Genomic DNA, 12,815 nt, shown 5'->3' with positions numbered 1-12,815 from the left:
GTGAGGCTCCTGGGTCAGGCCGCGGCCGCGTTGCTGGCGGGGTCGGTTGTGTGATCCGCAGCGTGAGGCGCGGCGAGACCGAAGTCTTCGGGGAAATGGTCGAGCGCCGACAGCACCGGGTACGGCGTCATCCCGCCCATCGCGCACAGCGAGCCGGACACCATCGTGTCGCACAGATCGCGCAGCAGTTGCACCTGGCGCACCGAGGTATCGCCGTTGCGAATCCGTCCGATCACTTCGACGCCGCGCGTCGAGCCGATCCGGCACGGCGTGCACTTGCCGCACGATTCGAGCGCGCAGAAGTGCATCGCATACTGCGCGAGCTCGGCGAGATTCGACGTGTCGTCATGCACCACCAGACCGCCGTGGCCGATCACCGCGCCGACTGCCGCATACGCTTCGTAGTCCATCGGAATGTCCCACTGGCTTTGCGGCAGATACGTGCCGAGCGGGCCGCCCACCTGCACGGCGCGCGCCGGCCGGCCGCTCGCCGTGCCGCCGCCGAAGTCGTCGAGCAGTTGCCGCAGCGTCACACCGAACGCGAGCTCGACGAGGCCGCCTTGTTTCACGTTGCCGGCGAGCTGGAACGGCAGCGTGCCGCGCGAGCGGCCCATGCCGAAATCCTTATAGAACGCTGCGCCGCGTGCGAAGATGATCGGCACGGTGGCGAGCGTGATGACGTTGTTGATCACGGTCGGCTGGCCGTACAGACCGGCGAGCGCGGGCACCGGCGGCTTCGCGCGGACGATGCCGCGCTTGCCTTCGAGCGATTCGAGCAATGCCGTTTCCTCGCCGCACACGTACGAGCCGGCGCCTTTCGCGACGAACAGCTCGAAGCGATGCGCGTTCGAGCCGAGCACGCTATCGCCCAGCCAGCCCGCCGCGCGGGCGCGCGCAATGGCCGCTTCGAGCGTGGCGATCGAATGCGGGTACTCGCTGCGCACATAGATGTAGCCGACCGTCGCGCCGGTCACGACGCCCGCGATCAGCATCCCTTCGATCAGTACGTACGGATCGCTTTCCATCACGAGGCGATCGGAGAAGGTGCCGGAGTCGCCTTCGTCGGCATTGCAGACGATGTATTTCTGCGCCGCTTGCGCACCGCGCACCGTGCGCCATTTGATGCCAGCCGGGAATGCCGCGCCACCGCGGCCGCGCAGACCGGATTCGATCAACGCTGCGCAGGCGGCGTCGCCGTCGGTTTGCAGCGCTTGTCGCAAACCTTCGAGGCCGCCGTGGGCAACGTAGTCGTCGATGGAGAGCGGGTCGGTGATGCCGATGCGCGCGAAGGTCAGACGCTGCTGCTTCTTCAGATACGGAATCTCGTCGACCACGCCGACACGCCGCGCATGCTCGGCGCCGGCGATGAAGCCGGCATCGAATAGCGCGGCCACGTCGTGCGCTTCGATGTTCGCGTAGCCGATGCGGCCCGCGGCCGTCGCGACTTCGACGAGCGGTTCGAGCCACAGCAGACCGCGTGAACCGTTGCGGACCAGTTCGATCGCGATGCCGCGGCGCGCGGCTTCGGTCTCGATCGCTCGCGCCACCGCATCGGCGTCGAGTGCCAGCGCCGACGAGTCGCGCGGAACATAGATGCGCGTCATGCCGGCACCTCCACACACTTGCGCGCAGCCGCGAGGAGCGCGTCGAATTTTTGCGGCGTAACCTTGGCGTGCAGCGTGCCGTTGAGCATCAGCGCCGGTGACAGCGCGCATTGACCGAGGCAATACGCCGACTCCAGTTCGACCGCTGCGCCAGCCTGATGTCCGGCGTCGAAGCGGCAGCCGGTGTGCGCCTCGATATGCTGCGCGAGCGCTTCGGTGCCCATGCTGCGGCAGGCTTCCGCGCGGCACAGCTGCACCGTGACGGGCGCGGCGGGCTCGGTACGGAAGTGGTGGTAGTAGGTGATGACGCCGTGCACTTCGGCGCGCGACAGGTTCATCGCACGCGCGAGCGGCGTGATCGCGCCGGACGGCACGTAGCCGAGTTCGTCCTGAATTGCGTGCAGCACCGCAAGCAGCGACATGCCCGGCCGCGCGTGACGTTGCACGAGCTGATCGGATGCGATGGCGAGGGAATCGTCCAAAAGGGGGCTCCTCCGAAGCTATATATGCACTTGTTATTCATAATTCGTGCACGTATGCTTCGCTTATTCGACATGGAATAGCCGAACGATAGGCGGGCAAACCGGCACATGCAATAGGAAAGAGTTGAACATATATGGTCAGGATCGAATGCCAGGCGCAACTGGTCGTGAAGGGCGCCGACGGCCGCGAGGCCAGCCTGTCGGACGTGGTGCCGCTGCTCGCGCTGGTCGACGAGTCCGGCAGCATCGCGCAGGCGGCAGCGCTTAAGGGTTTGTCCTACCGGCATGCGTGGGGTTTGCTGCGCAGCATCGAGGAGCGTCTGGGCGGTCCGCTGATCGCCAAGGAACGCGGCCGCGGCTCGGTGCTCTCCGAACTCGGGCAAGCGGTATTGCGCGCGCAGCGGCTGTGCGGCGAGCGGCTCGACGGCAACATGCAGGCGCTCGCGAGCGAAGTGGCGAGCGATCTGAACCGCTGGCTCGCGCCGCTCGCCGACGACGTGCGCATCCATGCGTCGCATGGCTATGCGGTGGCCGCGCTGGTGACGGCGCTGGTCGCGAGCGATCTGCCGGTCGATATCAAGTACCGCGACGGCGCGGACGCGGTTAGCGCGCTGGCGCGCGGTGAATGCGATCTGGCGGGCTTTCACTTGCCGCTTGGCGAGTTTCGCGCGGCATGCGCCGATACCTACCGGCGCTGGCTCGACCCGCAGCGTCACGTGCTCGTGCATCTGACGCGACGCAAGCAGGGCCTCTTTATCGGCAAGGGCAACCCGAAGCGGATCGGCGGCCTCTCCGACCTGGCGCGCGATGATATCCGTTTCGTCAATCGCCAGCCCGGCTCCGGCACGCGCATGCTGCTCGATCTCGCGCTGCGCCGGCTGGGCGTCGATCCGGATCGGGTCAATGGCTATGCAACGGCCGAACTCACGCATTCGGCGATCGCGGCGTTTGTCGCGAGCGGCATGGCGGACGTGGGTTTCGGCGTGGCGCCCGCGGCGCATCACTTCGGGCTCGACTTCATTCCGATCGTCGACGAGGACTATTACTTTGCCTGCAACCGCGCGCATCTGGAGCGCGCGCCGCTTGCAGCCGTGATCGGTGTGCTGCGCAGCGACGCTTTTCACCACAGCGTCGACCAGCTCGAAGGCTATGATCCGCGCAACTGCGGCGAGCTGGTCGATCTGGCGGTGGGGCTGGGTGAGGCGGCAGCGTAAGACCTCGTAAACATAAAGCTGCGTGCGTCGCTGCGCGGGGCGTCCGTTTCCGCTAATCTCTCAGTTTCCGTTTCCGCCTTAACCGCGCGCCACGCCGCGCTGACTCGATATGAAAGCTCTTCTCCACGCATGTACCGCCGCCGCGACAGCCGGCGTGCTGTTTGCTACCGTTTCGGTGGCGTTCGCGCAGAATTCACCCGGCGTGCCGGGCGGCATCCTGCAAGAACAGTTCCGGTTTGCCGAGCATCCGCAAATGCCGTTTGCCGCATCGGCGCCTTCGGCCAAGTATCAGTCCGGCGAGAAATCGGCGAGGCGCAAGCGCGGCGATATGGGCGATCCGAACGGCTGTAATCTGCAGTGCCCTAAAGACGAATAACATCCCGCTTCCAAGCGGCGCCGGCTTTGCTCCGGCGCCGTTGTCGACCGCCGAGGTTCCATCGGCTGACGCTCAGGGTTTGGCCGCGTGCCACATGTCCTTGAAGCCGTCTCCCTTCGCATCTCCCGCCTGTTTGTCAGCCGCGTAGCGATACAGCGGATGGCCCTTGTACGCCCATTGCTGCTTGCCGTCGGCGGTGGGGATCAGCGTCCAGTCGCCTGACGGCTTGTCCGTCGCGCTCGCCGTGGCCGCTGGCCAGTAGCTCATGCAGCCGCCGGTGCACGCACTCACGCCGGGCGTGGTGTCTTTGTCGAACATATAGAGCGTCATGCCGTCCGCGTTGACGATGCGGCCGGCGTTCACCTTCGGCGGATCGGCGAAGGCGTTTTGTTGCAGCGCGAGCAGCGCGAGTGGGGCGAGAAAGAGGATCGTCTTGCGCATGATGCGGGCTCCTGAGTTGACTACGTGTGGTTCGAGTATAGGCAGCGGATGGGTGGTCGCGGACTGCGGTTGTGCGTTTGGTTTCGGGTTTGTTTGGTTTCGGGTTTGGTGGTTCGGGGTTTCGTGTTTCTTGTGCGAGCAATAAACGGATCAGTGCGACCCGATATTCCGCGTGTCGGGGACGATTTCATGATGCGATGTGCATCGCGTTGCCGGATTTCAAAGTGCTTTGCATTACGTTGCGGCGATTTTAGTGATGGGCTTGCCTGTTCCGCTTCTGATTAATCGGAATTTTCAGATTAATATTCGGAAGTTTCTTTTTATAGTGACGTGAATTTTGACTTTTTTATGATCGGATTTTGTGTTGTCTCTCGCGCGACTGAGGGTAAATGAAGTCATAAAATCGTCTGGACTGGTAGAAATATCAACGGAATTGGCGGCTCGATGGGCGAGTCATGGGCTTCGGAGCGCGGGCAGTGTGCGATATTGAAAACGTGCGTGGGTTTGTGTTGATTCAATTCTGGTGATGATTTTTAATATAAGGCAGAAGTGTAAAATAACGCAAACAACGCTCTATTAAAAATTCCCGATGCTAATATCCTTGTCGCTTGACGAGACGGGGTATTGGCTCGCAAGCCAATTTTGTTCAATCACTAAAAAGGTGTATTAAATGCAGAAAATCAATCGCGCTGAACTGGCTAAATCCGCTGTTGCAGGTGGCTGCTGCAAGACTACCAACACAACACAGCCGCCGGCAGCTCAGCCGGTCGTGAAGGCGTAATAATCTGGCGTGCCGGGGAATGCCTCGCAATGGGCAGCCCCGGTTCATAGCATCAACGTGGAGTGAAACATGAGGTCGTGGGCCGCCGCGTCGGTCATGCTGGCTTCGCTGCGCAACGGCTTTGAGCGTGCAATGGGCAGACTGCAAGGCGAGTTGATAGCGCGTATGCCGGCATCGGCAATCGAACCATGCGCCGCTGTCATATGGAAAGTCCGCAGCCTCGTCGACGCGCGCACGCGCTGGAGCGGCATCTCGCGCTGTGAGATCGGCCGCGACGTACTTGGGCTCGCCACGCTCAACACCAGCCGCGTTGCATCCTGCAGCTTGCGTGAAAGCCTGATCGATCAGCGGATCTATTACGGCCGGCTGTCTCGTGGCAGTGAAGTGTGGCCGGACCTGGAAGGCATCGCAGCCGCGCTTGCGTCACGCATCCGGCAACTGCAGGCCGAGGTGCCGGGGCGTCCGGTGATCGTGTCGCCGTTTCACTATGTATCGCAATACGCGAACATTTATGTGATCGATGCGTTGCGGGAAGTCCTTGGGCTCGAATCGATTTCGGTGGTGTCCGGCGTGCCGCGCGATATGTACGGCGAAGACCAGACGCTGATTCCCAGCGTGACCGTGCTTTACACCTATGGCGACGACGATCGCAACGGGCTTGGCTTGCGTGTTGCACGGACGTTGAGGCGCAACGGCGTCGCGGTGCTGTTTGCCGACGTGCCGCCGTTCACGCTGTACCGCTACCCGATGGAGACGGTCAGCGTTTCGATATTGGGACGCAACGCGCGCATTCACAACGGCGTGTTCCGGCTGGGTGCCCCGTTCAATGCGACGTTGCTGCCGTTCTATCTACGTTTCCGGCAAGGTCGGTTCAGTGCCGAACTGTTCGAGCCATTGCCGCTCGCCGAGCCCAACGCGCCGCAGCGGCTTGCGAGGTGTATCGAAACGGCAATGATCGACAACTACCCAGACTGGCTCGTCGCGGGGCATCCGTCCATGTACGCGTTCGCGCCGGTCCGCTAGACATTTATCCGCCCGGCAAGGCAGCCGCGGGGGCACTACGTCCGCGTCAGGCGGACTGCCCCGACGCTAGCAGGCATCCGGCAGCAATCACGCTATGGAACCCATCAATTTCCCCCAGTTCAGCGATGTCTCATGGCGCTGGATTGCGTACACGACCTCCGCGCTCGTGAGCGTCGCGATCGTGTTCGCGTTCTTCCACGACGTCGAACTGAAGCAGGACGTGCACGCCGAAATCGTTTCGCCGGCCGAGATCAAGATTCAAGGGCTGAGCGGCCTCGTGTCGGACATTTATGTGAGCCGGTCCACGCACGTCGCTCGAGGCGCGCCGCTATTTCGCCTCGAGCGCGATCTCTCGCTCGCGAGCAACGGCCTGCAACGCCAGGCTTTCGACGAACATGATCGCGACGAACAGATTCGTACGAGCGATGCGCAATACCTTCAGCGCAAGGCCGACCTGAGCGCGCAACTGAACGCCGCGCGGCTCGCCGCGCAAAGCCGTCGCGCGGAGAGGTCCGCGCTCGACGAGCAATTGGTCCAGAACCGCGCGCTGTCCGACGAAGCCGGCCGCAAGCTGGCGCGGCTGGAGTCGGTCGCCGGGTACGTGACCGCCGAGCGCATCGAGCAGGCTAGCGCCGATACGCATCAGGCGAAAGTCGCGCTGGCGCAAAGCGCAGCACGTCGTCAGCAGTTGAGCGCGGACCTGGGGGCGGCGATCGGCACGCTAACGGGACTCGGCGCGCAACTCAATGAACTGGACGCGCGTCACGCACGTGAGCTGCAGGACATACGCAGGCGTTTCGAGCAGACCCGCCAGGACGCGACGATTTCCGCGCCGAAGGCCGGGGTGGTGACCTATTCCGGCCTGGTGCCAGGGCGCACGCTCGCGCCGGACGATGTCGCGCTCGTCATATCGACCGGCGAGAAGGGCGCGCTGCGTGCCGCGCTGCGCATTCCGTCGCGCCGGCGCGGCTTCGTTCGCGAAGGGCAGATCGTGCGCCTCAAGTTCGATGCGTTTCCGTACGCGAAATTCGGCAGCTACCCCGCCCGCATCGATTCGATTTCCCGCACCACTGTGCGCTCGGCGATGTCGCCGTCCGGCGCGTCGGAGCCGGGCAATCCCGACGGCGACTATATGGCGTGGGCCACACTGGGCGGCAACACGTTCAACTTCGAGCGGCAACGTTTCGACATCCTGCCCGGCATGGCCGCAACGGCGAGTATCGCGATCGAGCGCCGCACCATCGCCGAATGGGTGCTCGCGCCGCTGTTCCGCATGCTCAGAGTTGACGATGCGAGCGATCTATCAGAACGAAGTCGCCGAGTGCGGTTATGCCTGTCTGGCGATGGTGCTGTCGCACTTCGGCCGCGCGACCGAAGTGCGCGAGTTGCAGGCGTTCAGGCCGATTTCGGCCAACGGTTTGACACTGATGGACCTGTACGACGTCGCCGTCGAATACGGGCTTGCGGTGCAGGCCTATCGGTTCGGCAGCGGCGATCTTGCGAGCGTCAAGCGCGGTTCGATCCTGCACTTCGGCGGTGCCCATTTCGTCGTGTTCGAGAAATGCGGGCGCGGTTACGTGCAGGTGATCGACCCGGCCACCGGCCGGCGACGCATCTCGATGGACACCTTCGCCGCCAACGTGTCTGGCTATCTGCTCGAATGCGCGCCGACGCTCGCGATGCCGCGTATCGACAACAAGTCGCGGGTGCCGGCGGCACTCGCGCGGGTGCGCGCGCTGAATCCGCAGCTCAACGCGCAGATCGCCAAGGTCATGTTCATTGCACTTGGCAGCCAGTTCGCGATTCTCGCGATGCCGTACCTCGGCAATCTGGTGCTCGACGACGTGGTCGCCGCTGACAACCTCAATCTGCTCAACGTGCTGGCGCTGACGTTTGCCGGCATTTTCATCGTCGGCGCGCTGAGTCAGTACATCCAGACCTACCTCGTCGAACTGCTGCACGGACTCGTGCAGATGAACCTGACCGAGGGCTTGCTGGCAAAGCTGTTGAGCAATCCGATTCCGTACTTCGAGAAACGTCACGTCGGCGATCTGTTTGCGCGTGTGAAGGCGCAGGACGAGATCAGCGTGTACGCCACGCGTACGACGATTGCGCTCGGAATCGACCTCGTCGTCGGCATGCTCGCGCTCGCGTTGATGCTGGTGCAGAGCCCGCAACTGACGCTGATCGCGTTGCTGATTTTCGTGCTGTACGTCGCGGTGTCGTTTGCGCTCTTTTCGCGGATGCGCGACACGCACGCACTCGTGCTGGAAGAATCGGCACGCTGCGACGACCTGCTGATCGAGACGATCCGCGGCGCGTCGCTGATCAAGCTGTCGCAGGGCGAGACGCGGCGCACCGCGATCTTCATGGCGAAGTACCGGGCGTACTTCGCGGCGGTCGTGCACAACAGCCGCCTCGGCAGCGCGCGCGACGCGATCCTGAAGCTCGTCGACTATGCGGACATGATCGCGGTCACATGGTTCGCCGCGCGCCTGATGTTGGGCGGCGCGATCTCGGTTGGCGTGTTCTATTCGTTTCTGATCTACAAGTCGTTGCTGTCGGAGCGCTTTGCGCGTTCGATCAACGCGGCGTTCCAGTATTTCATGCTGAGCGTGCCGGTCGCGCGGGTCGGCGACATCGTCGATGGCGAGGCGGAGCGCTACACGCCGCCGGGCGATGCGCATAAGACCGTCGAAGTGCGAAGCTTCGAGCGCATCGACGTGCGCGACGTCACGTTCCGCTACGGCGTGTCGGATCAGCCGGTGCTCAGGAGTGCGAACATCGTGATTCGCAAGGGCGACAAGATCGTGATCACTGGCGCGTCGGGGAGCGGCAAGTCCACGCTGTTCAAGCTGCTCGCGGCCGCCGAACCGCTTCAGGAAGGGGGGATCACGTTGAACGGCATCGCGTGGCCGAATCTCGCCGTCGATGAAATCCGCCGCCACGCCGTGCATATGCGGCAGGGCGATCTGATCCTGCACGGCTCCATAGCGGACAACGTGTCATTGTTCGCCGGCAATGCCGACGAAGCGCGCATTCATGCGCTGCTCGACGCCGTCGGTCTGCTGCCCGACGTGATGCGCTTGCCGATGCGCACCCGCACGGTGATCAGCGACACGATCGCGAATATTTCCGCTGGTCAGCGGCAACGTCTGCTGCTCGCGCGTGCGCTATATCAGCAACGTGAACTGCTGTTGCTCGACGAACCGACGTCGAATCTCGATCCCGCGTCGGTGCGGCATATCGTGGCGTTGCTGCAGCGTATCGAGCGCACTGTCGTCGTGATTACGCACGACATGTCGCTCGCGGCGGCATTCGACACGCGCTATCGACTGGTCGACGGTGCATTGTTGTGCGAGGCGCGCGCCGAGGCGGTGGTCGATGGCTAGACGCGCGTTGCTACACCTGCTGATCGCGCTCGCATGCATCGCTCACGCGGGCGCCGCGACAGCGGTCGATCTGCTCACGGTCGTCGCGCAGGCAATTGACCACGACGCGGATCTGGCCGCGTCACGTGCGGGCGCCAGAGCCGCGCGGCAAGCGGCGCCGAAGGCGCGTGCGGCGTTGTTGCCGCAAATCGCGGGCGGCTGGGGGCGTGCTTATAACAGCATGGCCATCGACGGCTTTCCGCGCAACAGTTACTGGCAGAACGGCTGGACTGTCACGCTGACGCAACCGGTGTTCGATTGGGGGCGCTGGACGGCTTACCGGCAGGCCGATCTTGTCGGCGCTCGCGGCGTGCTCGACGAAGCGCGCGCACAGCAATCGGTGATGCTGCAAACAGTGCGTGCGTACTTCGACGAACTCGCCGCCGAAGACGAACTGGCGCGAGCCGACGACTACACGGCTGCGATGCAACAGCATATGGCCCAACTGAAGCTGAGGCAGGCGGCTGGCGAGGCAACCGTGATCGACTTGCAGGAAGCCGCCGCGGCATACGAACAGGGCCAGTTGCAGCAGCAGGATGCCCGCAGCGATTTGCAACTGCGGCGGTTGTCGCTGGAGCAGATCACTGGCCAACGGTTCGCGGGGCTCGCGCGGCTGTCGGATGGCGCACTAATGCCGCGCCTGAGCCCCGACGACCGCGAAAGCTGGGCCGCGCAAGCCGAGTCGCACGACTATCTGGTGCAGTTGAAGCAGATCGACCAACGGATTGCGGAGTTCGACGTGCAGAAGGCGCGGGCCAGAAATCTGCCGGTCGTGAATCTGACCGCGAGCCATACGCCCGCTGGGGCGGCCTCCGGCTACTCGCGTCCGACGACGACCACGACGGCGATGCTGTCGGTCACGATTCCGATTTTCGAGGGCGGCGAGACGGACGCGATCATCGACGAAGCGCATGCGCTCGAAGACAAAGCGCAGGACGAACTGCTCGGCGCCACGCGAGTGGCGGGCGCAACCGCACGGGAAAACTGGTCGCGCTTTCATGACAGTGTTGCGCGAATCGTCGCGCTGATGCGCCTCGCGCAGACGTCGCGCGCAGCACTGGTCGCCACGCAAATGGGCTACAAGGTGGGCAGTCGCACGAGTACCGATGTATTGCGGGCGGCCGATTCCTTTTACGCGAATCGGCGCGATCTGATTCGGGCGCGTTATACGGCGATTGTGGCTTTGCTGCAGCTCAAAGCCGCAACCGCAACATTGGACCTTGGCGAGATCGCGCGGGTGAACGGGCTGCTGGCGGGCACGCAACAGCGGCGGGACGTTAGCGGAGACCGCCAGGCCCTGGTTGGAAATGACCGGACCGTCGCGGGTGAAGACGTGCGGCACACAGAGGAAAGCGCCGGTCCGCCGGTGATGAGCCCAATCGAAGCCCTGCGCCTTGCTCAGCAGAAGGCGCTTGCGGCGGCGCGCTGAAGAGTGTGGTTGAGCCGGCAACAAAAAACCCCGAGAGCGTGACGCTTTCGGGGTTTTTTTATAAACACGGCTGTTTGCACGGTGTTGGTGGAGGCGGCGGGAATCGAACCCGCGTCCAGAAGCACTCTACGACCAGTTCTACATGTTTAGTTCTGTCTTTTGATTTAACCGCAGCGACGCGGACGAACACGCTGCGCTACGGCGATTCACTTGATTTTCGACCCGGACGTCGTGACGCCGTCAAGGCTTAACTGACGTATATGACCTCTGTCGGTATTGCTACCGGTCTTGCGACACTAGCCCGTCAGTGAACTAGGCAGAGGACGGCGGCCCTTAGGCTGCCAGTGCGAACGTATCGTCGTTTGCAGTTACGTTTTTCCCATTGATTAACGAGGTGACGGGTCCTCGACATGCCCTAGCCGCTTCGCAACCCCTGTCGAAACCAGGTCGCCCCCGCGGTTCGTTGCTCAAAGTTTCTGAGCCAAGGTTCATTTTACAGTAGATTGATGTCCGCGTCCTGGCTCATTGGTCTGCTTGCCGCGGTGTCGCGTCGCGCTGTCGTGCCCGACCGGGTGTCTTCAGCCGAGGTCGCGCAGCAGCGTTTGCAGCTCGGCCGGCGACTGGACGATGTGCTGCGCGTGCCATTGCGTCGGCGGGATATCGTTGCCGCAATAGCCGTACGCGGCTGCCACGGTTCTCATGCCGGCAGCGAAGCCCGCTTGTACGTCGCGCAGATCGTCGCCAATGTAGACGACGCGCTCCGGCACCACGCCCAGTTCGCGGGCCGCGTGCAGCAAAGGCGCCGGGTGCGGTTTCGAGTGCGCAGTGGTATCGCCGCTCACGACGCAGCGCGCGCGCTCCTCGAGGCCGAGTTGCGCGACCAGCGGTTCGGTGAGCCGCGTGACCTTGTTCGTGACGATGCCCCAGCGCACGCCACGTGCGTCGAGCTCGTCGAGCACTTCGGGGATGCCGGGGAACAGCGTGGTCTCGATGCACAGATCCGCTTCGTAGTTGGCGAGAAACTCATCGCGCATCGACGGGTACTCGGGATTATCCGGGCCGATGCCAAACGCCCCGCCAATCAGCCCGCGTGCTCCCGCAGATGCGAGCGGGCGCAGGTCTTCGAGCGGCACCATCTTCAGTCCGCGGTCGTGACGCATCTTGTTGACGGCGGCCGCGAGATCGGGCGCCGTGTCGGCTAGCGTGCCGTCGAGGTCGAAAAGCACCGCCAGGCAGAGACCGATTGCATCGTCGTGGTCTTCGCGTTGGGGCAGGGCAGTGGGGTCGCTCATAGTTCGATGGGTCCGGCGGAGCGCATCAGGCGTCGCGGCGGCAGGCGAGCATGTAGTTCACACTCGTGTCGGCCGACAGCGTGAAATGCTTGCTGAGTGGATTGTAGACGATGCCTTTGATATCGGCTGTGCGCAGGTCGGCGGCGCGCACGAAGCCCGCCAGTTCCGACGGACGAATGAAGCGCGCGTAGTCGTGCGTCCCCTTGGGCAGCATCCGCGCGATGTATTCGGCGCCGATCACCGCGAGCAGGTACGACTTGACATTGCGGTTCAGCGTCGAAAAGAACACCCAGCCGCCAGGCTTCACGAGCGTCTTGCATGCCTCGACGATGGCGGCCGGCTTGGGCACGTGTTCGAGCATTTCCATGCAGGTGACCACGTCGGAGGCGCCCGGCTCGCGGGCGGCGAGCGCCTCCGCTGCGATTTCTTCGTAATCGACGGTTACACCACTTTCAAGGCTGTGAAGATCGGCGACGCCGAGCGCCTGTGTCGACAGGTCGATCCCCTTCACGTGCGCACCGAGTCCGGCCATCGATTCGGACAGAATGCCCCCGCCGCAGCCGATATCAAGCACGTGCTTGCCTGCGAGATGCGCATGGGCGTCGATCCAGCCCAAACGGATCGGATTGAGTTCGTGCAGCGGCTTGAATTCGGCGTTTGGGTCCCACCACCGATGCGCAAGGTCGCTGAATTTCTGTAGTTCGTGGGGATCGGCATTGGTCATGGCGGAAGCTGCCTCGAT

General features: G+C 63.5%; 12 protein-coding genes and 1 other RNA gene. 5 read left to right on the top strand and 8 right to left on the bottom strand.

All coding sequences use genetic code 11. The features are described 5' to 3' along the window. Positions 1–14 precede the first annotated feature (14 nt). Positions 15–1,604, bottom strand: coding sequence for a formate dehydrogenase beta subunit (locus BN2475_RS12190; RefSeq protein ID WP_094779772.1), 1,590 nt, complete (start codon positions 1,602–1,604; stop codon positions 15–17). Continuing rightward, the gene (locus BN2475_RS12185) at positions 1,601–2,086 is read right to left on the bottom strand and encodes an NAD(P)H-dependent oxidoreductase subunit E (RefSeq protein WP_094779771.1); all 486 of its coding nucleotides are present in this window, start codon (positions 2,084–2,086) and stop codon (positions 1,601–1,603) included. The genes BN2475_RS12190 and BN2475_RS12185 overlap by 4 nt, the downstream gene beginning before the upstream one ends. Positions 2,087–2,220: 134 nt before the next feature. On the opposite strand from BN2475_RS12185, the gene BN2475_RS12180 reads away from it, so the two are divergent. Continuing rightward, the gene (locus BN2475_RS12180; protein WP_094779770.1) at positions 2,221–3,300 is read left to right on the top strand and encodes a substrate-binding domain-containing protein; all 1,080 of its coding nucleotides are present in this window, start codon (positions 2,221–2,223) and stop codon (positions 3,298–3,300) included. A gap of 109 nt (positions 3,301–3,409) precedes the next feature. Continuing rightward, positions 3,410–3,676, top strand: a complete 267-nt coding sequence (locus tag BN2475_RS12175; RefSeq protein WP_094779769.1) for a hypothetical protein — start codon at positions 3,410–3,412, stop codon at positions 3,674–3,676. Positions 3,677–3,748: 72 nt separating this feature from the next. On the opposite strand, the gene BN2475_RS12170 is transcribed toward BN2475_RS12175, so the two are convergent. After that, positions 3,749–4,117: a COG4315 family predicted lipoprotein gene (locus tag BN2475_RS12170; protein WP_094779768.1), complete on the bottom strand. Its 369-nt coding sequence runs from the start codon at positions 4,115–4,117 to the stop codon at positions 3,749–3,751. A gap of 850 nt (positions 4,118–4,967) precedes the next feature. Here BN2475_RS12170 and BN2475_RS12165 point away from each other — a divergent pair. Next, positions 4,968–5,921 (top strand): lysophospholipid acyltransferase family protein, encoded by a 954-nt coding sequence (locus BN2475_RS12165; protein ID WP_245841289.1) that lies wholly within the window; start codon positions 4,968–4,970, stop codon positions 5,919–5,921. Positions 5,922–6,249: 328 nt separating this feature from the next. On the opposite strand, the gene BN2475_RS36340 is transcribed toward BN2475_RS12165, so the two are convergent. Continuing rightward, positions 6,250–6,564: a hypothetical protein gene (locus BN2475_RS36340; protein ID WP_342744605.1), complete on the bottom strand. Its 315-nt coding sequence runs from the start codon at positions 6,562–6,564 to the stop codon at positions 6,250–6,252. A gap of 78 nt (positions 6,565–6,642) precedes the next feature. Continuing rightward, positions 6,643–7,101: a hypothetical protein gene (locus BN2475_RS36695; RefSeq protein ID WP_483874390.1), complete on the bottom strand. Its 459-nt coding sequence runs from the start codon at positions 7,099–7,101 to the stop codon at positions 6,643–6,645. A gap of 109 nt (positions 7,102–7,210) precedes the next feature. On the opposite strand from BN2475_RS36695, the gene BN2475_RS12155 reads away from it, so the two are divergent. After that, complete coding sequence (locus tag BN2475_RS12155; RefSeq protein ID WP_094779767.1) at positions 7,211–9,313, top strand: peptidase domain-containing ABC transporter; 2,103 nt, start codon at positions 7,211–7,213, stop codon at positions 9,311–9,313. Further along, positions 9,306–10,781 (top strand): TolC family outer membrane protein, encoded by a 1,476-nt coding sequence (locus BN2475_RS12150; protein ID WP_094779766.1) that lies wholly within the window; start codon positions 9,306–9,308, stop codon positions 10,779–10,781. The genes BN2475_RS12155 and BN2475_RS12150 overlap by 8 nt, the downstream gene beginning before the upstream one ends. 85 nt (positions 10,782–10,866) lie before the next feature. Here BN2475_RS12150 and ssrA read toward each other — a convergent pair. From ssrA to ubiG, 3 genes are all read right to left on the bottom strand, one after another. Then, positions 10,867–11,236: a transfer-messenger RNA gene (gene ssrA / locus BN2475_RS12145) on the bottom strand. A 123-nt stretch (positions 11,237–11,359) separates the two neighbouring features. Next, positions 11,360–12,073, bottom strand: a complete 714-nt coding sequence (gph, locus tag BN2475_RS12140) for a phosphoglycolate phosphatase (protein ID WP_094779765.1) — start codon at positions 12,071–12,073, stop codon at positions 11,360–11,362. 25 nt (positions 12,074–12,098) lie between these two features. After that, positions 12,099–12,797: a bifunctional 2-polyprenyl-6-hydroxyphenol methylase/3-demethylubiquinol 3-O-methyltransferase UbiG gene (gene ubiG, locus BN2475_RS12135; RefSeq protein WP_094779764.1), complete on the bottom strand. Its 699-nt coding sequence runs from the start codon at positions 12,795–12,797 to the stop codon at positions 12,099–12,101. Positions 12,798–12,815 lie beyond the last annotated feature (18 nt).

This window comes from Paraburkholderia ribeironis, from assembly GCF_900019265.1.
In the GTDB taxonomy this organism is placed as follows: domain Bacteria; phylum Pseudomonadota; class Gammaproteobacteria; order Burkholderiales; family Burkholderiaceae; genus Paraburkholderia; species Paraburkholderia ribeironis.
This window is presented reverse-complemented; position numbering and strand designations above follow the sequence as displayed.